This is a genomic window from Actinoallomurus sp. NBC_01490, from assembly GCF_036227085.1.
GTDB lineage: Bacteria > Actinomycetota > Actinomycetes > Streptosporangiales > Streptosporangiaceae > Actinoallomurus > Actinoallomurus oryzae.
In genome coordinates, this window is record NZ_CP109433.1 from 6,959,705 (window position 1) to 6,982,056 (window position 22,352).

General features: G+C 69.4%; 17 protein-coding genes. 9 read left to right on the top strand and 8 right to left on the bottom strand.

The window, feature by feature from the left end:
- Positions 1-8: 8 nt before the first annotated feature.
- The 4 genes from OG417_RS32465 to OG417_RS32480 are packed head-to-tail and all read right to left on the bottom strand — an operon-like array spanning position 9 to position 3,985.
- Positions 9-1,553 (bottom strand): ABC transporter substrate-binding protein, encoded by a 1,545-nt coding sequence (locus tag OG417_RS32465; protein ID WP_329236621.1) that lies wholly within the window; start codon positions 1,551-1,553, stop codon positions 9-11.
- 13 nt (positions 1,554-1,566) lie between these two features.
- Entirely contained in the window at positions 1,567-1,926 is a 360-nt protein-coding gene (locus OG417_RS32470) for a hypothetical protein (RefSeq protein WP_329236623.1), read from the bottom strand.
- Between the two features lie 11 nt (positions 1,927-1,937).
- Positions 1,938-2,873 (bottom strand): DUF6772 family protein, encoded by a 936-nt coding sequence (locus OG417_RS32475; protein WP_329236625.1) that lies wholly within the window; start codon positions 2,871-2,873, stop codon positions 1,938-1,940.
- Positions 2,870-3,985 carry a hypothetical protein gene (locus OG417_RS32480; RefSeq protein WP_329236627.1) on the bottom strand — a complete coding sequence of 372 codons (1,116 nt, stop codon included), beginning with the start codon at positions 3,983-3,985 and terminating at the stop codon, positions 2,870-2,872. The genes OG417_RS32475 and OG417_RS32480 overlap by 4 nt, the downstream gene beginning before the upstream one ends.
- Before the next feature lie 254 nt (positions 3,986-4,239).
- Here OG417_RS32480 and OG417_RS32485 point away from each other — a divergent pair, with 254 nt between their 5' ends.
- The gene (locus OG417_RS32485) at positions 4,240-5,121 is read left to right on the top strand and encodes a helix-turn-helix domain-containing protein (RefSeq protein ID WP_329236629.1); all 882 of its coding nucleotides are present in this window, start codon (positions 4,240-4,242) and stop codon (positions 5,119-5,121) included.
- Complete coding sequence (locus OG417_RS32490; protein WP_329236631.1) at positions 5,118-5,252, top strand: DUF397 domain-containing protein; 135 nt, start codon at positions 5,118-5,120, stop codon at positions 5,250-5,252. Before OG417_RS32485 ends, OG417_RS32490 begins: the two co-directional genes overlap by 4 nt.
- Positions 5,253-5,335: 83 nt before the next feature.
- Here OG417_RS32490 and OG417_RS32495 read toward each other — a convergent pair whose 3' ends face one another.
- The 3 genes from OG417_RS32495 to OG417_RS32505 all read right to left on the bottom strand — a co-directional run bounded on the left by OG417_RS32495 (position 5,336) and on the right by OG417_RS32505 (position 11,976).
- Complete coding sequence (locus OG417_RS32495) at positions 5,336-6,265, bottom strand: sugar phosphate isomerase/epimerase family protein (RefSeq protein ID WP_329236633.1); 930 nt, start codon at positions 6,263-6,265, stop codon at positions 5,336-5,338.
- A 25-nt stretch (positions 6,266-6,290) separates the two neighbouring features.
- Positions 6,291-7,907: an OmpL47-type beta-barrel domain-containing protein gene (locus tag OG417_RS32500; RefSeq protein ID WP_329236635.1), complete on the bottom strand. Its 1,617-nt coding sequence runs from the start codon at positions 7,905-7,907 to the stop codon at positions 6,291-6,293.
- 91 nt (positions 7,908-7,998) lie between these two features.
- Positions 7,999-11,976 (bottom strand): ThuA domain-containing protein, encoded by a 3,978-nt coding sequence (locus OG417_RS32505; protein ID WP_329236637.1) that lies wholly within the window; start codon positions 11,974-11,976, stop codon positions 7,999-8,001.
- Positions 11,977-12,561: 585 nt separating this feature from the next.
- On the opposite strand from OG417_RS32505, the gene OG417_RS32510 reads away from it, so the two are divergent.
- The 3 genes from OG417_RS32510 to OG417_RS32520 all read left to right on the top strand — a co-directional run bounded on the left by OG417_RS32510 (position 12,562) and on the right by OG417_RS32520 (position 16,411).
- Entirely contained in the window at positions 12,562-13,527 is a 966-nt protein-coding gene (locus OG417_RS32510) for a multicopper oxidase domain-containing protein (RefSeq protein WP_329236639.1), read from the top strand.
- A gap of 149 nt (positions 13,528-13,676) precedes the next feature.
- Positions 13,677-14,864 carry an ROK family transcriptional regulator gene (locus OG417_RS32515; protein ID WP_329236640.1) on the top strand — a complete coding sequence of 396 codons (1,188 nt, stop codon included), beginning with the start codon at positions 13,677-13,679 and terminating at the stop codon, positions 14,862-14,864.
- A 29-nt stretch (positions 14,865-14,893) separates the two neighbouring features.
- A complete protein-coding gene (locus tag OG417_RS32520; protein ID WP_329236642.1) occupies positions 14,894-16,411 on the top strand; it encodes a sugar ABC transporter ATP-binding protein in 1,518 nt (505 codons plus the stop codon).
- A gap of 45 nt (positions 16,412-16,456) precedes the next feature.
- Here the strand turns inward: OG417_RS32520 and OG417_RS32525 are convergent, their stop codons facing one another.
- The gene (locus tag OG417_RS32525; RefSeq protein ID WP_329236645.1) at positions 16,457-17,683 is read right to left on the bottom strand and encodes an RNA-guided endonuclease InsQ/TnpB family protein; all 1,227 of its coding nucleotides are present in this window, start codon (positions 17,681-17,683) and stop codon (positions 16,457-16,459) included.
- Positions 17,684-17,874: 191 nt separating this feature from the next.
- Between OG417_RS32525 and OG417_RS32530 the strand changes: the two genes are divergently transcribed.
- The 4 genes from OG417_RS32530 (at position 17,875) to OG417_RS32545 (ending at position 22,264) form a co-directional block, all read left to right on the top strand.
- The gene (locus tag OG417_RS32530; RefSeq protein ID WP_329236647.1) at positions 17,875-18,987 is read left to right on the top strand and encodes an ABC transporter permease; all 1,113 of its coding nucleotides are present in this window, start codon (positions 17,875-17,877) and stop codon (positions 18,985-18,987) included.
- Positions 18,988-19,027: 40 nt separating this feature from the next.
- On the top strand, positions 19,028-20,077 hold the full coding sequence (locus tag OG417_RS32535) for a substrate-binding domain-containing protein (RefSeq protein ID WP_329236649.1): 1,050 nt from the start codon (positions 19,028-19,030) through the stop codon (positions 20,075-20,077).
- An 85-nt stretch (positions 20,078-20,162) separates the two neighbouring features.
- Positions 20,163-21,395 (top strand): Gfo/Idh/MocA family protein, encoded by a 1,233-nt coding sequence (locus OG417_RS32540; RefSeq protein ID WP_329236650.1) that lies wholly within the window; start codon positions 20,163-20,165, stop codon positions 21,393-21,395.
- Between the two features lie 92 nt (positions 21,396-21,487).
- Complete coding sequence (locus tag OG417_RS32545) at positions 21,488-22,264, top strand: ThuA domain-containing protein (protein WP_329236652.1); 777 nt, start codon at positions 21,488-21,490, stop codon at positions 22,262-22,264.
- The last annotated feature ends 88 nt before the right edge of the window (positions 22,265-22,352 follow it).

The window sequence follows — 22,352 nt, forward strand, 5'->3', positions numbered from 1 at the left end:
GCACGGTGTCATCGGCGCCTCACCGCCGCGAGGTCGGGCTGGTTGTTCGGAGCGGGCGTGAAGCCGGTGAGCCGGCGCGAACGTCCGTACCCGGTGACGAGGGTGAGCGGGAACAGTCCGACGGCGTCGGACCAGATGATCTTGCACGCCTCACCGTAGAGGGCGTCGCGGTCCGATCCGTAGGGTGCCGCCGCGGCGCTCGCGAGGATCTTGTCGAGGGCCGGGTTCTTGTAGCCCATCCGGTGGGCCTTGGAGGTGTACAGGCGGCCGACGGTGAACGCCGCGTCGCCCGTGGTCACGGTGTTCGTCTGGAGGTTCATGTCCCAGTCGAGGCTGTTCAGGCGTTCGAGCCACTGGGCCTTCTCGATGCTCTGCGGGCGGACCGTGACCCCGATGTCGGCCCATGAGGAGATCATCGCCTCGGCGAGCTCACGCGCGAGCGGGCCGGTGGCGTCGAACCACATCATCGAGGTGGTGAAGCCCCGGCCGAGCCCGGCGGCGGCGAGCAGGCGCTTCGCCGCGGCCGGGTCGTAGCTCCAGGGCTCCTGCGCGGCGTACCCGGCGACCGTCGAGGGGATCGGCGCGCGCATCTGCTGTCCCCCACGGCCGAAGAGCCGGTCCACGATCTGCGGCAGGTTGACGGCCTGGCACATGGCGCGGCGGACGTTCGGATCCGTGAACGGCCTCCGCGAGCAGTTGAACCAGTTGAGGTAGTACGTCCATGAGGGGATGCGCTCGACGCCGACGCCTTTCACTCCGGTGACCTCCGGCAGCTGGTCCGGTGGGATCGGCCACAGCAGGTCGATGTCCCCGTTGCGGAGCGCGGTGATCGCCGATGAGGTCTCGGCGATGTACGGCATCGAGATCCCGGGCAGGTCGGCCCGGCCGCCCCAGTAGTCGTCGAAGCGCGCCAGCTCGACCGAGGTCGACGGCGTGAACCCGGTGACCCGGAACGGCCCGGACCCGATCGGACGGCGCTTCTGCTCCGGATCGGCGACCCGGGCGGCCGGGACGACGAAGAGCAGCGTGAGGTTGACCGGGAGCGAACCGAGCGGGCCGTCGGTGGTGAAGACCACCGTGTGGTCGTCCCGGGCCTCCGCCTTGGTGACCGAGGCCCACAGCGGCGTCTGTGCGGAGGCGACCGCCCGCGTGCGCTTCAGGCAGGCCGCGACGTCGGCCGCGGTGACGGGAGTGCCGTCGTGGAACCGGGCGCCGCGGCGCAGCGTGAACACCCAGGTGGTGTCGTTCGTACGTTCCCAGCCGGTCGCCAGCCCCGGGACCAGCCGGTCGCCCTGGCGCCGTACGAGGGTGTCGAACACCAGGCGCTTGACGATCAGGGACGCCTCGTCGACCGCCGTCGCGGCGTTGTACGGGTCCAGGTCGGTGACCGGCTGGCCGAACGCGGCGCGCAGCGCGCCCTTGGGAGCGCCGCCCCCGCCGCCGAAGCCGCAGCCGGCCAGGAGCACGCTCGCGGATCCGAGCCCGGCCATGGCGAGGAAGTCCCGCCGCCCGACGTGCGCGCCGCCGGTGTCCGGCCTGCCTGTCGTCCTCATGCCGCCGCCCCGGTCATGCCTTCAGCGCCAGGTAGATGAGGACCTTGATCCCCGCGGCGTCGTCCGGCGCCTCGTCGACGACGGTGCCGCGCAGCCTGAGCCAGCCACCGAAACCGGTCGCCGGCCAGCTGTGCACGGGGCCGTCGCCGGGCGTGACGGTCTGGTCGACCCCGTCCAGGTCGCACCAGTGCAGGCCGTCCGGCGAGATCTGCGTGCGCGCGACGAGGCGGGGTGCGCGCCCGGTGGCGTCGAGGACGCGGACGAACCAGCGGGCCTCGCCGGCCCAGGCGGCCTCGTACGGCTCGGTGGTGAACTCGCCGGTCAGCGTCGTGTTGCGCTCGATGACGGCGGTGAGCGACTGTCGCATGTTCATCGGGGCCTTTCTCACCAGTCCACCGAGATCAGCACCGAGTCGAGGTACAGGAAGTTCCGTACATCGGTGTGCGTGCGGACGGAGACGTAGAAGTTGAGCAGGTTCTGCAGCGACCCGTAGTGCTCGTCGTACGGCGGGACCGGGACGTCGGACATGTCGTGGACGACGTCGTTGAGCTGGAGCTCGACGTTCTTCCGGGTGCTGGTGTCGATCACCCAGCGCAGGTAGTGCCAGTTGACCTTGGTGGGGACCTCGTTGAAGCACATCTCCTGCGGTTCGCCGAACGGCTTCCAGTCCTCGGGGTTCGGCGCGGTGAAGTCCGCCGTCCGCGGCAGCTTGACCTTGCCCTCGAAGTGCTCGCGCGGCGTCGGCTCCGGGACGGTGGGATACACCCACTGGTGCCGTACCTGGTGGTCCAGGTCGGTGTTCAGGTACCGCGCCACGGTGTGGTAGCGGACGCCGTCGCAGATGTCGGTCGCGACGGTGAACGCGCCGAACTGCTGTTCCGACGGGTGGTTGTTCGCGTCCCACCGCCCGCCGCCGGCCGCCGTCGCGGCGCCGTTCTCGGCCGAGGCCGCCTCCGCCTTGTACGCCAGGTACGTCTCGAACTGCACCCGGCCGCGGCCCGACATGGTGAGCCGGCGGATCGCGACGCCGGTGTGCCCGGCGACCGGCCGCGTGGCGACCTTCAGCGCGTACGTGCCCGACATGGCGCCGTGGGTGCCGACGTCGAAGAAGCTGCAGGAGCTGAGCTGCGGGGGCCGGAAGTCGGACATGTGCTCATCGACGGTGTCGAGGTCGCCGTGCTCATCGTGGTTGCCGATCAGTTCGACCCACCCGTGGGTGCCGTCGTTGAAGTCGTCGTGCACGAGGATCCGGCGCAGCGGGTTGAACTTGGCCAGCTTCGGATCGAGCAGGCGCGGATCGACGTACGGCGTGGTCGTCAACGGGACGTTCCTTTCAGGCGGACGTTCGCGTAGGAGAGGTTGTGGTCGGAACGGAGCAGCTCCGCCGGCGCTCCGGACGTCTCGGTCGTCTGCGGAACCAGCACCCAGTCGCGGACCGGCGTGCCCTTCCGGACGAAGATGTGGTCGATCTTCTCCCCGGACGGGAGAGGGATCTTCCCGCCGTTGAAGGAGGCGTACTCGTCGCCGACTCGACGGGCGGCGACGGCGTGCGCGTCGACGAAGCCCACGTCGGAGAAGGCGTCGACCGCGCTCGCGCCGTCCGCGGTCGAACCGGAGTTCATGTCCCCGGCGAACACGATCGGCAGGTCCCTGGTCCGCGGGTCGTGCAGGGTGAGCTCCTCGGCGGTCCGCCGCGCGTCGCCGTACCGGACCTGGTCCCAGTTCTTGGTCCAGCCGTTGGGGTCGGTCGCGCCGTTCTTGCGGTACTCCAGGTGCATGTCGACGACGACGAAGCGGACACCGGTCGCCCGCTGGCGCAGGACGTTCCAGGTCATGGTCTTGCCGTAGATCTCGGTGGAGTCGGGCAGCCAGAACAGGTCGTGGGGCAGCTCGCGCCCGCGCTCGTCGAGGTGGGAGTAGCGGGAGGCGTCGTAGTAGGTGAACCGGCCGGCGCCGGACTTGAGCGGGTAGCCGTACCAGGGGTGACGGGCGCCCGCGTAGTCCGCGGGTGCCTCCGCGTACCCGTGCTCGGCGAGCGCCGCGGTCAGCGGGGCGCGGAAGGACTCGACGTCGACGCCGGTCTGCGTCGGGGTCGGGTTGTTGCCGATCTCCTGGGTCGCGACGACCCCCAGCCCGGCGGCGTCGATGTCCTCGGCCACCGCCGCGGCCCGCCCGTCGGCCCAGGGCTTGAGCTTGGTCGCGCAGTCACGGCCGATGACCCGCTCGCACTCCTCCTTGGTCGGCAGACAGCCCTGGCCGCAGACGTTGTAGCTGCCGATGCGGACGTCGATGGATCGCGCCCGGCCGCCCGGCCCGTTCCCGTTCCCGTTCCCGGCGGCCACGGCGGCGGATGCGTTCGTGAGCGTCAGGAGGGCCGCGGCGGCGGACACCGCGACCTTCGTCCACCTGCGGGAGAGCCGTCTCTGGGGCATCGCGCATCCTCACATTAACGTTCACGTGATCGTTGAGGCGGTACGCTACACCCGACCTCAGGGATGTCAATGGCGTGTTACGCGAAGATTGCCGGCGAACGTTCACGAGCCGGATGTCCGCCGTCCGAACGCGCGATCTCCGGGACGCGACGCCCGATCAGGGGACATGCGGAGCAGTGACCGCATAACGTCACGATTACCGACTCTGTGTAATGGGTCGGCCGTCCGTCAGCCCAGCCACACGAGGTCTCCCTATGACCAGCCCTTATCTCCGGCGCCGCCGCCTCGGGGACGAGCTCCGCAAACTGCGCGAGGAGCACGGCCTGACCACCGACGAACTGGCGCGGCTCATCTACCAGTCACGCTCGAAGATCTCCAAAATGGAGAACGCGCAGATCCGCCCCGATCTCGCCGAGATCGTCTCCATTCTCAACGTCTTGGAGGTAACCGGTCGGCGGTATGACAAGATCCACGAACTGGCCCACGCGGCCGCGCGTAAGGGCTGGTGGGACAGGTACGGCAATGCCATGGGCCCTCGCCAGCGTTTGTACGCCGACCTGGAATCAGGGGCCGCGTCCATTCACAGCTACAACCAGACGGCCTTCCCGGCCGTACTACAGATCCCTGAGTTCATCGACGCGATGGTCACGCTGGACCGTTGCCAGGGGTCGCTCGACTATCGACCGGAACGCATGGCCGACGCCCGGACCCGCCGCCAGCAGCACCTTCTCGGCCCGGACGGACCGACGTACGAGGCCGTGCTCGACGAGTGCATGATTCACCGGTTGGCCGTGCCACCTGCGGTGAAGGCCGCCCAGCTCCGACACCTGATAAAGATTGTCTCCACCGATGAACGCATCACCATGCGGGTGTTGCCATCGGACGTCCCGATCCCGGGCGGTTTCCTGCCGAAGGCATCGTTCTTCCTCTACACGTTCCCCGACCCGAGCGATCCCCCCATGGGTGTCGTCGACACCGTCACCGCCGATGTCGTACTCGCACAAGAAGACGAACTGTCCCGCTATACGGGGTTGTACGACCGCCTGCGGCAGGCCGCACTTTCCGTCGACGACACCTTGGCCTTCCTCGAAGGGCTGGCTAACCGGCCGGCTTACCAGACAGAATCGGACGCATGACCGACCATTACATCGACTGGCGCAAGTCAGGACACAGCGAGCCGAACGGCGAGTGCGTCGAGGTAGCCCGCACCACCGACCTCGCCATCGGCATTCTCGGTTCCGAGGCCGAGACGCCCGACGCGGTTTAAGACCTTATCGGCGGAGCGATCCCGCGCGGTCCCGCCTGTGGCCGGACCGGCGGGAGACGCTCCGCTGGGTGGATGGCTCGGCCTCAGAGCTTGAGCGTGGCCAGGTAGTCGTGCATGTTCGCTGCCCGGGAGTCGGTCAGCGGGTTGCTCTGGTCGTCGTTCTCGATGATGAACTCCCGCATGCCGAGCCGGGTCGCCCCGCTCAGGATCGTCTTGTAATCGACGATGCCGGTGCCGAGGTCGGCGAGGCTGCCGTCCGGGTGCAGGTCCTTGACGTGGGCCAGGAGCATCCGTCCCTTGTTCGCGGCCATGAGGTTGAGGTTGTCCTGGGCGCTGAGCCCGGCGGCGCTCGACCAGCCCATGTCGAGCTCCATGTGCAGCAGATGGGGGTCGGAGCTGTCGAGCAGGATCTGGTAGAACGTCCGGCCGTCCGGGCCGTGGCCCTGGAACTCGCCGGTGTGGTTGTGGTAGCCGAGCTTCATCCCGGCTGCGCGGATCTTCTCCCCCGCCCGGTTGAAGGCCGGGCCGGCCTGGGCGAAGCCGTCGGCGGTGTTGGGCACGCCGCCCGGGCACACGATGTACTTCTGGCCCAGGATCTTCGCCATCTCGATGAGCTGCTTCAGCCGGTTCTCGTCGGTGAACTCGCTGTAGTTGTGGTGGCTGGAGATCGCCACCAGGTGGTACTTGTCGAGCATCGCGCGGATCGCCGGGGCGTGGGCCGGGTCGGTGCCGCCCGGCAGCCCCGCGAACTCCACCTTGCGGTAGCCGGCTCTGGACAGGGCGCGCAGGACGGCCTCCGGCTGGGCCATGAACGCGTCGCGTACGGAGTAGAGCTGAAGACCGATCTTGCCGTTCGGGATGTGCCTGCCGTGGCCACGGGAACCGGTCGTGTCGGCGAAGGCGCTCGACGCCAGCCCGCCCGTCGCGCCGACCGCGGTGACACCCGCCGCGGTGGCGGCCAGCCCCCTGAGGAATTTCCGCCGGTCGAACGTCACGCGCTCGTTACCACACATGGGTGATCGCTCCTTCTGTTCGGTACTACGACCCGCTCTTGACGACCCGGAACTTCGCCGTGCCGACGTCGGAGGTGTTTCCGGCCTTGTCCGTGGCGCGGAACCGCACCGTGTGCCCGCCGGGCTGGGCGACCGCGAACGGCTTGGTGTACGCCGTGAACGGCCCGCCGTCGAGCGCGTACTCCACCGTGGCCACCCCGGAGTCGTCGTCGCTCGCCGAGATCGTCACGGTGGCCGAGCCCACGTAGTTCCAGGCCCAGTCCTGGTCACCGGTGGCCTGCACCGAGACCTGGGGCGGGGTGGTGTCGCCGCTCGGCGGCGCGGCCACCGTGAACGACACCGAACCCTCCGGCGAGGTGTTGCCCGCCTTGTCCGTCGCCCGGTACTTCACCGTATGATCACCGGCGTCATTGACCGAGACCGGAGCCGAGTACGCCGTGTACGGCCCGCCGTCCAGCGCGTACTCCACCGTGGCCACCCCGGACTCGGTGTCACTCGCCGACACCGTCACCGTGGCCGAACCCACGTAGTTCCCGTCCGCGTCCTTGTCCCCCGACACCGACGCCGACACCTCCGGGGGCGTCGTGTCCTTCCCCGGCGGCGCGGCCACCGTGAACGACACCGAGCCCGCGGGCGAGGTGTTCCCCGCCTTGTCCGTCGCTCGGAACTGGACCATGTGGGCACCCGGCTGGTCGACCACGACGGGGTTCGCGTACGCCGTGAACGGCTGGTCGTCCAGCGCGTACTCCACCGTGGCCACCCCGGACTCGGTGTCACTCGCCACGACGGTGACGGTGGCCGGGCCCGCGTAGGTGCCGTCCGGGTTCTTGTCTCCCGACACGGTCGCCGACACCTGCGGCGGGGTGGTGTCGCCGCTCGGCGGCGGAGCCACCGTGAACGACACCGAACCCTCCGGCGAGGTGTTGCCCGCCTTGTCCGTCGCCCGGTACTTCACCGTATGATCACCGGCGTCATTGACCGAGACCGGAGCCGAGTACGCCGTGTACGGCGCACCGTCCAGCGCGTACTCCACCGTGGCCACCCCGGACTCGGTGTCACTCGCCGACACCGTCACCGTGGCCGAACCCACGTAGTTCCCGTCCGCGTCCTTGTCCCCCGACACCGACGCCGACACCTGCGGCGGCGTCGTGTCCGTGCCACCGCCGGCGGTGACCACGAGCTCGCCGCTCATCTGGTGGCCCGGCATGGCGCAGTAGTAGCGGTACTTGCCGGGAGTGAGGTTGGCCTGGACCTCGTGATGGCCGCCGTTGGCGTCGAACGGGCTGGAGATGATGTTGACGTTGACGTCGTGGTTGTAGCCGGCAGTGGACGTGTCGAAGGTCAGGGTGTGCGTCATCCCGGTGGTGTTGCCGCTGGCCGTGCTGTTGTCGAAGACGATCGTCACGGGGCCGGCGGTCGCCGTGGACGGCGCGGACTTGTAGGCGGTCATGCTGTCGTCGGCGGTCCAGGTGAGCACCTGGTCCGCCGCCGCATGGAGCTTGTGGTCGTACGCGCCCGCCGCCGCACTCGGCGTCAGCCACAGCGCCGAGATCACCGCGCTCAGTATCGCCACGGCCACCGCGGCCCGGGCACGGGGCGTTCTGCGCCGGGCCGGCAGGGTGGGAAGGGGTCTGGGTCTCATCTGTCGCTCTGCCTCTCACGCTCAGCGAGGTGGGCCGCCGGAGGGGTGCCGGGACGCGGGGCGATGCCCGCCTCCCGGCACCGGCCGGCCACTAGAGCTGCCGCACCCGGATGTTGCGGAACTCGGCCAGGTCGTTGTCGCTGTGGTTCTGCAGCCCGACGAACCCGCTGATGAACTGGCGCAGGTCCGTGGGCGGGTCACCGTCGCGCGTCGACTGCTTGCCCGGGGTGTTGTCGAACTCGTTGATCACCACACCGTTGCGAATGATCGTGTAGTGCTGGCCGACCACGCGGACCTCGTAGTCGTTCCACTTGCCCTTCGGAGTCACCCGCGCCTGGCTCAGGTCGTTGGCCTTGAAGTTGTAGACCGAGCCGGTCTTCTGCGGCTCTCCGGTGTCCCCGTCGTAGATCTGGATCTCCTGGCCGCAGTAGACCGCGACCCACGTGGTGGACGTACGGGCCGAGCCGACGGTCCCGCAGCTTCCGGGCGGCCGCTGTTCGAGCGGGGTCCGGAGGTCGGGGAACCGTACGAACACCCCGGTGTTGGCGCGGTACCCGTCGGGTGCGACGTCACGGAACTGCAGTCGCACGGAGAAGTCGGCGTAGGCCTTCTTGGAGTACCACAGCAGACCCATGCCGCCGGAGCTGCGGATCGTACCGTCGCTTTGCAGGTTGAACCGGCCGGACGGAGATTGGGACCAGCCGCCGAGGGACTGCGCCGTCCCGTCGAAGATGGGCTCGTACCCGTTCGTCTTGCCGATCGGCGACTGCGCACCCGCCTTCTTCAGCGTCTGCGCCTCGGCGAGGGTGAGGACTCCGTCCCGCTGGAACTGGTTCACCAGGTTGTTCAGGTAGCTGACGAACTGGGCGTGGTTCGGCCAGGTCCGCTCGTCGTCGATCATGTCGTTGATCGTGCAGCCGCCCCCGACGGCGCGGTTGGCCACGCCCGTGTCGGTGTCCAGCAGCCGGACCGTCTTCCGCGCGTCGGGCGCGGAGCAGCCGACCTTCACGTTGATCTTTCCGGTGGTCACCTCGCCGTCCGCGTACTTGACCTTCAGCGTGGCGTGATAGGTGCCGAAGCTGAGGTACGTGTGCGTGGGGTCGGCCGCGTGTGACGGCTTGCTGCCGTCACCGAAGTCCCAGGTCCACGACACACCGCCGGCCTTCCGGCTGGAGAACGCGACCGTGTTCGGCGTGCTCTGCTGGACCGCACGCGTCGTGGCCTCGCTCGGGTTCGGCGTCGCCGCCCCACCGTGGTAGGTGATGCGGATCAGCTTCTGGTTCGGGTCGAGGCTGAAGAAGCCGTTCGCGTAGTCGAGCATGTAGAGCGCGCCGTCCGGGCCGAACTTGGCGTCCATCCAGGACTGGAGCTGGTTGTCACCGCCACCGGGCTGGATGATGCTGCGCAGGTCCTCGGCGAAGGCCGGCGCGCCGTGCTTGGCGACGGTCTTCGGGTCGACGGTGACCGCGACGCGGTTCTGGGCGTTGGACTCATCCCCGATGAACCACTTGTTCTCCCAGTACGCCGGCCAGGCCACACCGCTGTTGGTGTTCACCTCGGAGCGGTGGTAGGTCGGGCCGTCCATGATGGCCTGGCCGCCGCCCTTGAGGTACGGCTCGGTGAAGGTCTCGTCGCCCAGCTTGTACGTCGGCAGGCCGCTGCCGTCGGTGCGCTGGGGATAGACCGGGCCACCCCCCTGCGGGGAGTACCAGATCATGTTGTCGCGCGCCGCCGGGATGTCGGTCCGGCCGGTGTTGCGGGGCGACTGGTTCTTCAGGTGGGCGCAGTCGTACCAGCCCGCGGGCTGACTGGCGTCGGTGTTGCTGCGGTCGCGGTAGGGCTGCCGGTTGCCCATGCAGTACGGCCAGCCCTGGTTGCCCGCGTCCTGGATGATGGTCGCGGTCTCGTACTTGGCCGGGCCCCAGGTCGGGTCCGGGACTCCGGCGTCCGGTCCGACCCATCCGGCGGTGAGCCAGTTGTTCTGCTTGTCCCAGGCGATCCGCGCGATGTTGCGGACGCCCATGACGTAGATCTCCGGGCGGGTCTTCGGGGTGCCCGGCTTGAACAGGTTGCCCTTGGGGATCGTGTACGTGCCGTCCGCCTCCGGGTGGATCCGGATGATCTTGCCGTTCAGGTCGTTGGTGTTGCCGGCGGTGCGGCGGGCGTCCTGGAACGAGACCCCCTTGTAGTCCTGGGTCCAGTTGTTGCCGGAGTACCCCGGCCCGGCGCCGCCGGAGGAGTTGTTGTCACCGGAGCCGACGTACAGGTTGCCCTGCTTGTCGAAGGCCATGCCGCCACCGGCGTGGCAGCAGCTGTGGATCTGCGCGGTCCAGTGCAGCAGGTCCTTGCGCGTCGCCTGGTCGATCGTCTGGGTGGTGCCGTCGTAGGTGAAACGGGAGACGGTCCGCTGGCCGAGCTGCTTGTCGCGGTCGATCGACTCGTGCGGCATCCAGTAGACGTAGATCCAGCCGTTCTTCTCGAACTTCGGGTCGAGCGTGATGCCGACGAGGCCCTCTTCGTTCTTGACCAGTTCGTCGCCGCTGCCGCGGTTGCCCATCACGTCGAGAGTGGTGAGCAGCTTGACCTGCTTCGTCTTCGGATCCCACTGGTGGATCGTGCCGCAGCCGAGGCCGACCTTGGGGTCGTTCCAGTCGACGATCGGACCGCTCGGGCAGGCGGCCTTGCCGATGTAGAAGACCTTCCCGTCCGGGGCGATCGTCAGGCCGTGCGGCTCGCCGATCTGGTCGAGCTGGCCCGTCTTGTTCTTCCCGGTCAGCCGCTCGGTCGTGTAGTTCGACGCGATGGTCGCCTTGCAGTCGCCGCGGACCATTCCGGTCGTCCACTCGATCGCGCCGAGCAGGTGCTTCTGGAACTTCTTGTCCGTCGTGTAGCTGTCCGCCGTACGGCCCATGCCCGTGTAGAAGGACCGGCCGCCGTCGTAGTCCCGGCACCAGGAGATCGGATGGAACGCTCCGTTGCCGTTCGGACCGGCGTCGTAGGTCCGCTCCTCGACCTGTGCGATCGTCTGCACCTTGCCCTGCGGGCTCGGGCTCCAGTTCATCCACTGGTCCGACCGCTTCCAGGTGAGCGGCAGCCCCTTGTTCGCCGGGTGCTGGCGGTCGGTGACGTCCACGGTCGCCTGCTGGACCTTGTCCTCGGGAGGAGGCCCGGTGGTGGGGCCGAACAGCCGCAGCTCCGCCAGCTGGGTCAGCGGCTCGCCGCTGTTCGCGGTGACGTCCAGCCGGTAGTAGGCGTACTCCGTGGTGTTCTTGAAGGTGTACTCCTTGGTCTGGAACCGCTGGTCGAAGCTCTCTCCGCTCCGCTTGTCCAGGTCGGTCCAGCTCTTGCCGTCCTGCGAGCCCTGCAGCGTCCAGTCCTTCGGGTCACGTCCGGGGTAGTCGTTCGCCGAGGTCAACGCGTAGTGCGCCACCGCGACCGGCTTCTCGGTCTTCCCCTGCACCCAGCCGGTCTTCGCGTGGGCCAGCCACTTGGTGTCGTTCTTGCCGTCGAAGAGCTTGTCCTTGGTCTCGTTCGGCGGGTTCTCGTCGCTGGCCGAGACGTCGGTGAGCTTCTCGGCGTTCGGCAGGCCGTCCGCGGGGCGGGTGCCGATCAGCCCGGTGAACCAGGAGGAATCGGCCTGCGCGCGGGCGGCGTCGTGGACGCCGACGAAGCCGTTGCCCTGCTCGATGTAGGTCTGGAACGCCGCCTGCTGGTCGGCGGTCAGCGTCACGCCGTTGGCCGACAGGAACACCACGGCGCGGTAGTGCGCCAGCGTCGCGGCGTTGAAGACCCGTGGGTCATCGAACTCGTCGACGGAGAAGTGGTTCTTCTTCCCGAGCTTCTCCATCGCTCCGGCCGCATTCGCGACCGGGTCGTCCTGCTTGTCGGCCGGCCCGTGGAAGACCAGTACGCGGACCGCGCCGGCCGACGCCGCGTCGTCGGCCTTGGCCTGCGCCTGCGCGGCGGGCAGAGCGGCCAGTCCCAGCATCAGCGCGACGCTCGACACGACGGTCAGCACGCGGCGCCAGGCGGGTGGGCGGGGCGGGGGGAAAAGGTCTCTTCGACCCATCGTTGCTCCTTAGTCGGAGAGCTTCAACGGCACCTTGCGGAAGAGCCATGGGGTCATTCGCGGCGGTCACCGCGCTTGCCGATGTCGGCACCTGCGTGCGGAGTCATGGATGGTCGGCCGCCGCCGCCCGGGGGCTCGGCCGGGCGGGCAGTGGACGTGGATGCCGACCGGGTACTGGTGAGGGCATGCGGCACTCCAGAACGGTCGGCGATGTTCACCACGCACGGTTGGCGCGGAGGAGCTTTGTCCGGATGCATCCGAACTCTGGGCGGAGCTTCCGGCTCTTTCGCCCTCGCGTCAAGAAGTAGCGCCGCAAATGGCCGGACTTTGTCATCTGACTAGAAAAAGTCCGGCCGCGCAGTTACGGTGAGGCCGGTTTTGAGTGGTATGAGCCGTTTTTCGCAGGTCCGATGCCCCGACTCACCCGGACTCCACGTCCTTCTGGCCGACTCGTCGGCAGCACGGACAGCCGCAGGTCGCCTCACGCCGGTGGGGCGCCGCCACCGATTGGGGAACCATGACCGAGCGCAGCGAGGGAATCGAGAACGCGCCCTTGTGGTCACGCCGTCCGACGAAGGAGGGCTCATGACCGAGGCCGGCAGAGGTGTTTCGCGAGGCGCGCTTTCCCGCCGTGCCTTCGCCACGGCCGCCGCGCTGACTCCGCTGGCCGTCCCGGGCCAGGCGTCCGCCGCGACGGCGGCCAAGGCCGGCGACAAGCCGCGTCCCATCCGCCGGATGACGCTGTACGCGGAGAAGCTGCCGAACGGCCAGATGGGCTATGGCCTCAAACCCGGCAAGGCCACGATCCCGGGCCCGCTCATCGAGATGATCGAGGGCGAGACCCTCGAGATCACGATGGTCAACAACCTAGACGTGACCGCGAGCCTGCATGTGCACGGCGTGGACTACGACACGGCCAGCGACGGCACGAAGATGAACGACAGCGTGGTCGAGCCGGGCGGCAGCCGCACCTACGTCTGGCGCACTCACGCCCCCGGCCGCCGTACCAGCGGCGTCTACGAGCACGGGAGCGCCGGCTACTGGCACTACCACGACCACACCGTGGGCACCGCCCACGGCACGGGCGGCATCCGGGCGGGGCTGTACGGGCCACTGGTCGTCCGGCGGAAGGGCGACGTACGGCCGCACCAGCAGTTCACCGTCGTCTTCAACGACATGACGATCAACAACCGCTCGGGTGACGACACGCCGCAGTTCGTCGCGAAGCTCGGCGAGCGGGTGGAGTTCATCGTGATCACCCACGGGGACTTCTTCCACACGTTCCACGTCCACGGGCACCGGTGGGCCGACAACCGCACCGGCCTGCTGGAGAGCCCCACCGACCCGACCCGGATCATCGACACCCGGACCGTCGGGCCCGGCGACTCGTTCGGCTTCCAGGTCGTCGCCGGCGACCGCGTCGGGACGGGGATGTGGATGTACCACTGCCACGTGCAGAGCCATGCCGACATGGGGATGGCCGGGATGTTCGTGGTGACCGACAAGGACGGGACCATGCCGGGCGCCCCTCCGGGAGGCATGCGGCACTGACGCGTGCGCCTCCTTCCGGTTGCCCGTTATTCGCTGTTGTGAGCCTTTGTCTTCTCCGAGGGGAAAGTTTGGCCGTATCAGGACATAGCACTCGCCGGTCCCAACAAAGTCGGATACTTTCGCGCCGTACCCCCTGGGAGGACGGCGTGATGCGGATGACGGCGCGGCCGGAGAACGTGCACCAGGCACGGCTGTTGCGGCTGCTGCGCGACGAGGGGGCGCGGTCGCGGGCCGAGCTCGGTGACGTCGTCCACCTCTCCCGCTCCAAGCTCGCCGTGGAGCTCGACCGGCTGGTCGAGCTCGGCCTCGTCGAGCCGGCCGGCCTCGCGGCGTCCCGCGGCGGGCGGCGGTCGAACATCGTGCGGCTCTCGCGCCGCCTCAGGCTGATCGGCGTGGACATCGGCGCCACCTCGATCGACGTCGCGGTCACCGACGGCGCGCTGGAGATCCTCGGCCACGTCTCCATGCCGTGCAACGTGCGCGAGGGACCCGACGTCGTCCTGGACCACGTCCTCGACCTGCTGGGCAAGCTGCGCGGCCAGGGACTGGTCGAGGAGATCCACGGCGCCGGGATCGGCGTCCCCGGCCCGGTGAGCTTCCGCGAGGGCGTGCCGGTGGTGCCCCCGATCATGCCCGGGTGGGACCGCTTCCCGGTGCGTGAGGTGATCAGCCAGAAGCTCGGCTGCCCCGTGCTCGTCGACAACGACGTGAACCTCATGGCGCTGGGCGAGGTGCACGCCGGCCTGGCCCGGTCGGCGGAGGACTTCCTGCTGGTCAAGATCGGCACGGGTGTCGGCTGCGGGATCGTGGTCGACGGCCGGATCTACCGCGGGATGTCCGGCAGCGCCGGCGACATCGGGCACATCCGCGTCGACGACAACGGGCCGACGTGCGTGTGCGGCAACACCGGCTGCCTGGAGGCGTACTTCAGCGGTGCCGCGCTCGCGCGCGACGCCCTCGCGGCGGCGCGGTCGGGGCGCTCGGCGTTCTTCGCGCAGCGCCTGGAACAGGCGGGCACGCTGACCGCGCTCGACGTCGCGGACGCCGTGGCGGCCGGCGACCCGGTCGGCGTGCGCATGGTCCGCGAGGGCGGCCGGCGCGTCGGGCAGGTGCTCGCCGGGCTCATCAGCTTCTTCAACCCCGGCCTGGTCGTCATCGGCGGTGGCGTCGCGGGCCTCGGCCACGTCCTGCTCGCGGAGATCCGCGGCGTCGTCTACCGCCGCTCGCCGCCCCTGGCGACGGGCAACCTTCCGATCGTGCTTTCCGAACTCGGGGACACCGCCGGGGTTCTCGGGGCGACCCGGCTCATCAGCGACCACATCTTCTCGGCCACATAGGCGGTTCCCCCGCCGGTACAGGAGAGCCGATGCCCGAACCGCGGCTGCTCGTCATGCGCGGCATCGTGAAGGAGTTCCCCGGCGTCCGGGCGCTCGACGGAGTCGACCTGGAGGTCCGCGAGGGCGAGGTCCACTGCCTGCTGGGCCAGAACGGCGCCGGCAAGTCGACGCTCGTGAAGGTGCTGTCGGGCGCCCACCGGCCCGACGCCGGCGAGATCCTCTGGCGCGGCGCCGAAGCGGCCGAGCTCACCGGGCCCACCGCGGCCCTGCGGCTCGGCATCGCGACGATCTACCAGGAGCTCGACCTCGTCGACGGCCTCTCGGTCGCGATGAACATCTTCCTCGGCCACGAGCAGGCGACGCTCGGCTTCACCCGCCGCGGTGAGATGAACCGCGCCGCGCGCGCCCTGCTCGCCCGGCTCGGGCACGGCGAGATCTCCCCGTCCGCCGAGGTCGGCCGGCTGTCCGCGGCGGCCCGCCAGATCGTCAGCATGGCGCGCGCCCTGTCCTACGACGCCCGGCTCATCGTCATGGACGAGCCGTCGGCGGCACTCGCGCACGACGAGGTCAAGAACCTCTTCCGCGTCATCCGCCAGCTCACCGCGGCCGGCGTCGCGGTCATCTACATCTCGCACCGGCTGGATGAGATCCGCGAGATCGGCGACCGCGTCACCGTCCTGAAGGACGGCCGGACGGTGGCGGTCGGCCTGCCCGCCCGTACGACGCCGACGGACACGCTGGTGGCGCACATGACCGGGCGCCGGTACGAGTACGTGTTCCCGCCGCGGCCGGAGCCCGGCGCGCGCGAGAACGCGCCGGAGGTGCTGCGCGTCGAGGACCTTGCCCTGCCCGGGGTGTTCTCCGGCCTGTCGTTCTCGGTGCGCGCCGGGGAGATCCTCGGCCTCGCCGGGCTGGTGGGCGCGGGCCGGTCGGAGATCCTGGAGACGGTGTACGGCGCGCGCCGTCCCTCGGCGGGCCGGGTGATCCTCGACGGCCGGCCCGTGCGCACGGGCAGCGTCGTCTCCGCGGTCCGCGCCGGCATGGGACTCGCCCCCGAGGAGCGCAAGTCGCAGGGGCTGCTGATGCTCGACACCGTCGCGGGCAACGTCAGCATCGCGTCCCTGCGCCGCTACTCGCGCCTGGGCTGGCTGGACCGGCGGCGCGAGATCGCGGACGCCGAACGCGAGGTGGGCGGGCTCGACATCCGCCCCCGCGACCCGCGCCGCCCGGTCCGGACGCTGTCCGGCGGCAACCAGCAGAAGGCCCTCCTCGCCCGGTGGCTGCTCAAGGACTGCCGGCTGCTGCTGCTCGACGAGCCGACGCGCGGCGTCGACGTGGGAGCCCGCGCCGAGCTGTACGCCCTGATCCGGCGGCTCGCCGACTCGGGCGTGGGGATCCTCCTGGTCTCCAGCGAGATCCCCGAGGTGCTCGGCCTGGCCGACCGCGTACTGGTGATCCGGAAGGGACAGGCTTTGCGCGACTGCGACGCGACGGAACTCGACGAACACCAGGTCCTCGACCTCGTCATGGAAGGAAGCGACCTTTGACGTCCTCTCCCGCCTTAAGGCGGGAGATTCCAACCCCACTCTTCTCTAGGCGGAGGTGAGCACAGGTTGAGGTTCGCGGTTCACAGCCCCGCCCAACGGCTGGAGGGCTCCCCGCTCGGGAGGTCGGCCGGGGCCGGTTGGTCGGGGCAGGAACGTCACGGCACGCCCTGCCGCGATGTTCTTGGCTGCGTTTACATCCGCGTGGTCGCCTTGCCCACAGGCGCGACAGCGAAAAACCGCTTGGCTCTCGCGGTTTCTCGAGTCGCGATGCCCACAGGCATGACAAGTCTGCGAGGTGAAGGCGGGATCGATTCGCTCCACCCGGCCCGCAGCCTTCTCCTCCAGGCGCCTCACGAGCCGGCCCCAACCGGCCGCGTGGATGGACCGGTTCAGCCCAGCCTTGGCCCGCACGTTCGCACCCGGCGTGGCGACGGTGCCCCGCGCGGAACGGACCATGTTCTTAATTTTCAGATCTTCCACCCGGATCAAATCGAAGCGGCGGGCCAGACCAGTGGAGGTCTTCTCGACCCAGTCTTTGCGCCGGTCCGTCTTACGCGCCTTGATACGGCCGATCGCGGCCTTGACCTGCTTACGCCGGTTCGACCCACGCTGCGCCCGAGCCAGTCTGCGCTGCAAGCGTGTCAGTCGATTAGCTTCGGTCTCGCGCAGGCCGGGCACCGACAACAGTTCGCCAACGGACAGCGCAGCCGACACGACCACACCACGATCCACACCGACGATCTCACCCGTACCCGGCCCGTCGATCGGCGGTGGGATGGCCGCGAACGCGACATGCCAACGGCCAGCCCGATCCAGGGCGACCCGAAACGACTTGATCTCACCGGGCAATTGGCGGGACCAGCGGAACCGCACCCAGCCCACCTTTGGAATCCGTACTTCACCGGCCTTGCGGGACAAGCGCCGCACATCCCACTGTCTGCCGCGACGCCCGACAATCCGGAATCCCTCGTGACGGCTCGCTTTACGCCACGCCGGACGACGATGCGTCCCAGCAAAGAAATTCGCCATCGCCTGTGCGAAGTCCCGCAGCGCCTGCTGCTGCACTGTCTGCGAACCCGCCGCCAACCATGCGAACTCTTCTCTGGCCTCGGTCAGCTGGCGGGACTGCTCCCCATAGCTCGGCGCGCTCTCGCGGCCTGGCCGCCAATGCTGGTGTTGCTCGCACGCGAGATTCCACACAAAGCGGGCATGTGCGCAGTGCCCGAGCAGCACCGCCTCTTGGGCGGGCGTGGGCGCAAGCCGGAACCGCATCCGAACACGCTAACCGCCACCACCGACATTCCAAGGAGGAAGCGGCGTTTCCTCCCCGCAGTCGAAGACCGGGATCTCCACGCCGCGCAACCGATGAGCAAGCGAATCAATGGCACAGCGCGCGGTCACGGGGCTCCCAAAGAGACACAGAACCCGCAGAGTGCTTTCGCAGGCACGGCGGAGGAGGGCTCATGACCGGTCCGGAAGGTGTGCGCGCGGAGGAGACCGGCGCGACCGCGAGCCCGCCGGCGGACTCCGCCGCCGCGCCGCCGCCCGCCGACGAGCAGGGGCGGGTGGAGGCGGCCGCCGCCGCGACGGGGGCCCGCGGGCGCTCCCGGCTCCGCCTCGGTGAGCTGCGCAACGTCGGCCTGATCGGCGTGCTGGTGGTGCTGGTCCTGGTGGGCGCGCTGACCCGGCCGGCGGAGTTCCTGACCTACGACAACATCGTCGTCATCCTCACTCTCGCGTCGGTCATCGGGGTGATCACCGTCGGGATGACCTTCGTCATCATCGGCGGCGGGATCGACCTGTCGGTGGGGGCCCTCGTGGCGCTCGCGACCGTGTGGGCGACGACCAAGGCCACCCAGGCCTACGGCACCGGGGGCGTGATCTTCTGTGCGCTCGCGGTGGGCGTCGGATGCGGCCTGGTCAACGGCCTGATCATCGCGTACGGCCGGATCGTCGCGTTCATCGTGACGATCGCGATGCTCGCCTCCGCCCGCGGCCTGGCGATCAACATCTCCGGTGGCCACACGCAGACGCTGAACTCCGACAACCAGGCGCTCGTGAACCTGGGCTACAAGGACCACTTCCTGTTCGGCAGGATCCCGCCCCTCGTGATCATCTTCGCGGTGGTCGTCGTGCTGGGCTGGATCGTGCTGAACCGCACGACGTTCGGCCGCCGCACGTTCGCGATCGGCGGCAACCCGGAGGCCTCCCGGCTCGCCGGCCTCAACGTGCGGCTGCACACGCTGCTGCTGTACGTCGTGTCCGGCCTGTGCTGCGGGATCGCCAGCATCATGTTGATCATCATGACCAGCAGCGGGACCTCCGCCAACGGCAACCTGTACGAGCTCGATGCCATCGCCGCGGTGATCATCGGGGGGACGCTCCTCAGCGGCGGGCGCGGCACGCTGATCGGCTCGGTGCTCGGCGTGCTCGTCTTCACCACGATCAACGACATCTTCACCCTGAACAACCTCACGACCGCGACCCAGCAGATCGCCAAGGGCGTGATCATCGTGATCGCGGTGCTGTTCCAGCGGCTGCTCGCCGAACGACGAGCCGGATCGAGTGCCTCCTGACCGTCTCCTCCCCCCATGCCCCGGTGCCGAAAGGACTGACATGACTTCGAGCAAAGCGCGAGACGTTCGCCGCCGCGGTTTCCTGCTGAGCGGCGGCCTGGTCGGGGCGGGCGCGCTCGCGGCCGCCTGCACCAGCAACGCCGAGCCGGAGGCCAAGGCGCCGGCCGCAGCGGCGGCAGGCGGCGCCAACGACAAGCCCGGAAAGAAGGTCACCGTCGGGTTCGCCGGCCCGCAGGCCGACCACGGCTGGCTGAACGCCATCAACGAACAGGCCAAGAAGGAGGCCGGGAGATACTCCGACGTCGATCTGAAGATCACCGAAGGCTCGAATGACGCCGCCCAGCAGGCGAGTCAGATCCAGACGCTGATCAACCAGAAGGTCGACGTCCTGATCATCCTGCCCGCGGACGGCAAGCAGATGACGCCGACCGCCCGGAAGGCGATGGACGCCGGCATTCCGGTCATCAACCTCGACCGCGTCTTCGACACCGCCCAGGCGTACCGGACGTGGATCGGCGGCGACAACTACCGCATGGGGCTGAACGCCGGGAACTACATCGGCAAGCGACTCGGCGGCAAGGGCACCGTGGTGGAGCTGGCGGGGATCGACACGCTCCCGCTGACGCAGGAGCGCTCCAAGGGCTTCGACGACGCGCTGAAGAACTATCCGCAGATCAAGAAGGTCGGCCGGGCGGCGGCGGAGTTCAACGTGCAGACCGGCCAGGCACGGATGGCGGAGTTGCTCCAGGCGCATCCGAAGTTCGACGCGCTCTGGAACCACGACGACGACCAGGGCGTCGGCGCGCTCCAGGCGATCCGGCAGGCCGGCCGCACGGACTTCTTCATGGTCGGCGGTGCGGGGGCCAAGAGCGCGATGGATGCGATCAAGAAGGACGACAGCGTGCTCAAGGCCACGGTGCTCTACCCGCCGACGATGGCCGCGTCCGCGGTCCGGGTGGCCCGCCTGCTCGGACAGAGCAAGATCATGAGCGACCTCGCCGAGCAGGAGCTGCCCTCCTCGATCACCCTGTTCTCCGCGGTCGTCACCAAACAGAACGTCGACACGTACCTCCCGTTCGCATTCGAGTGAGACGAACGTCCCGCCCGTACGACGCGGGCGGCACCACAGGGGGGATCGGCTCGGCAATGACCAACGGAAGAGGACGGCGATGTCCATGACGCACGCAAGCAGGCCGACGCTCGGGGTCGGCATGGTCGGCTACGCCTTCATGGGGCGTGCGCACTCCCAGGCCTGGCGGAACACCGCGGCGTTCTTCGACCTGCCGTGCACGCCCGCGATGGTGGCGCTCGCCGGCCGGTCGCACGAGCAGGTCACCGCGGCCGCGGAGCGGCTCGGATGGGCGTCGGCCGAGACCGACTGGCGTGAGCTGATCCGCCGTGACGACGTGCACGTCGTGGACATCTGCACTCCCGGTGACACGCACGCCGAGATCGCGATCGCGGCGCTCGACGCCGGCAAGCACGTGCTGTGCGAGAAGCCGCTCGCCAACACGCTATCCGAGGCGACCGCGATGGCGGAGGCCGCCGAGCGGGCCGCGGCGAACGGCGTGCGGGCCATGGTGGGCTTCAACTACCGCAGGGTCCCGGCCCTGGCGCTGGCCCGCAGCCTCGTCCTCGACGGGCGCCTCGGCACGATCCGTCACGTCCGCGCCCAGTACCTGCAGGACTGGATCGTCGATCCGGACTTCCCCCTGGTCTGGCGGCTGGAGGCCGACAAGGCCGGATCGGGCGCGCTCGGCGACATCGGCGCCCACATCATCGACGCCGCCCAGTACGTCACCGGCGACCGGCTCGTCGGTGTCAGCGCGCTGCTGGAGACCTTCATCAAGGAGCGGCCCATCGCGGAGACGTCGGCGGGGCTCGACGCGACCGTGGACGGCGACGACCGGCGCGGGAGGGTGACCGTCGACGACGCCGCGCTGTTCTCCGGCCGGATGTCCGGCGGGGCCCTCGCGTCCTTCGAGGCCACCCGCTTCGCGACGGGACGCAAGAACGTACTGCGCCTGGAGATCAACGGGTCGGCCGGCAGCCTGGCCTTCGACCTGGAGTCGATGAACGAACTGTCGTTCTACGACCACACCGAGGACCCCGGCACCGCCGGCTTCCGCCGGATCCTCGTGACCGAGCCGAGCCACCCGTACGCCGGTGCCTGGTGGCCGCCGGGCCACGTGCTCGGGTACGAGCACACCTTCACCCACGAGGTGAAGGACTTCGTGGAGGCGATCGCCTCCGGCACCGATCCCGAACCCTCGTTCGCGGACGGCCTCCAGGTGCAGCGGGTCCTTTCCGCCGTCACGCACAGCGCCGCCCACCACGGCGCCTGGACCGCCGTCGAGGGCGCGGGCGACGCCGCGCACGCTCCCTCGTCCACCGCGACGACCGGCTGACCCACGAGAGGAGGCGCGCTCACCGCGGCGGTGGCCCGGCCACCGCCCCAGACCCCTGCCATTGACCAAGACGCTCCGCATGGAGGACTGTCATGTCAGGCAAACGGCTATCCCTTCTCAGCGCACTGATCGCGATGCTCGTCCTCGCCGGGAACGCCGCGCACGCGGAGACCCCGTCGTTCCGCGTGCTGGTCTTCTCCAAGACCACCGGATTCCGGCACGACTCGATTCCGGACGGCGTCGCGGCGATCCAGAAGCTCGGCCGTGAGCACGGCTTCGCCGTGGACGCGACCGAGGACGCCACCCGGTTCACCGACCAGAACCTCGCCCGGTACCGGACCGTCGTCTTCGTCTCCACCACCGGTGATCCACTCGACCAGCCGGAGGAGAAGGCGGCGTTCCAGCGCTACATCGAGCACGGCGGCGGCTTCGCCGGCGTGCACGCCGCGGCCGACTCCGGCTACACCTGGCCCTGGTACCGCGACCTCGTCGGGGCCTACTTCCGCAGCCACCCCGCGCAGCAGAACGCGACGGTCGACCTCGTCGGCCAGGGCGCGCCCTCCAACCGGGGACTGCCGAGGCACTGGACCCGTTTCGACGAGTGGTACAACTACCAGACCAACCCGCGGGACGCCGGCGTACGCGTGCTGATGACGCTGGACGAGCACTCCTACGATCCCGGCCCCGACGCCATGGGCGACCACCCGATCAGCTGGTGCCACCGCTACGACGGCGGGCGTGCCTGGTACACGGGCATGGGCCACACCAAGGAGAGCTACACGGACCCGCTCTTCGTCCGGCACCTGCTCGGCGGCATCGAGATGTCCGCCGGCGTGACCAGGTTCCCGTGCGACCCGGGAGGCGCATGACGCACCGAGCCGCACGAAGAACGGTCGGGCACGCGTCGCACCGCGCGCCCGACCGGAAACGGTCAGCCCACTCCCCGATTTCGCAGAA

Coding starts and splice junctions, on each gene's coding strand:
- OG417_RS32485 (WP_329236629.1), top strand. CDS start 4,240: ATGACCAGCCCTTATCTCCGGCGCCGCCGCCTCGGGGACGAGCTCCGC.
- OG417_RS32500 (WP_329236635.1), bottom strand. CDS start 7,907: ATGAGACCCAGACCCCTTCCCACCCTGCCGGCCCGGCGCAGAACGCCC.
- OG417_RS32535 (WP_329236649.1), top strand. CDS start 19,028: ATGACTTCGAGCAAAGCGCGAGACGTTCGCCGCCGCGGTTTCCTGCTG.
- OG417_RS32525 (WP_329236645.1), bottom strand. CDS start 17,683: ATGCGGTTCCGGCTTGCGCCCACGCCCGCCCAAGAGGCGGTGCTGCTC.
- OG417_RS32495 (WP_329236633.1), bottom strand. CDS start 6,265: ATGTGTGGTAACGAGCGCGTGACGTTCGACCGGCGGAAATTCCTCAGG.
- OG417_RS32540 (WP_329236650.1), top strand. CDS start 20,163: ATGACGCACGCAAGCAGGCCGACGCTCGGGGTCGGCATGGTCGGCTAC.
- OG417_RS32510 (WP_329236639.1), top strand. CDS start 12,562: ATGACCGAGGCCGGCAGAGGTGTTTCGCGAGGCGCGCTTTCCCGCCGT.
- OG417_RS32465 (WP_329236621.1), bottom strand. CDS start 1,553: ATGAGGACGACAGGCAGGCCGGACACCGGCGGCGCGCACGTCGGGCGG.
- OG417_RS32520 (WP_329236642.1), top strand. CDS start 14,894: ATGCCCGAACCGCGGCTGCTCGTCATGCGCGGCATCGTGAAGGAGTTC.
- OG417_RS32505 (WP_329236637.1), bottom strand. CDS start 11,976: ATGGGTCGAAGAGACCTTTTCCCCCCGCCCCGCCCACCCGCCTGGCGC.
- OG417_RS32545 (WP_329236652.1), top strand. CDS start 21,488: ATGTCAGGCAAACGGCTATCCCTTCTCAGCGCACTGATCGCGATGCTC.
- OG417_RS32490 (WP_329236631.1), top strand. CDS start 5,118: ATGACCGACCATTACATCGACTGGCGCAAGTCAGGACACAGCGAGCCG.
- OG417_RS32480 (WP_329236627.1), bottom strand. CDS start 3,985: ATGCCCCAGAGACGGCTCTCCCGCAGGTGGACGAAGGTCGCGGTGTCC.
- OG417_RS32515 (WP_329236640.1), top strand. CDS start 13,677: ATGCGGATGACGGCGCGGCCGGAGAACGTGCACCAGGCACGGCTGTTG.
- OG417_RS32530 (WP_329236647.1), top strand. CDS start 17,875: ATGACCGGTCCGGAAGGTGTGCGCGCGGAGGAGACCGGCGCGACCGCG.
- OG417_RS32470 (WP_329236623.1), bottom strand. CDS start 1,926: ATGAACATGCGACAGTCGCTCACCGCCGTCATCGAGCGCAACACGACG.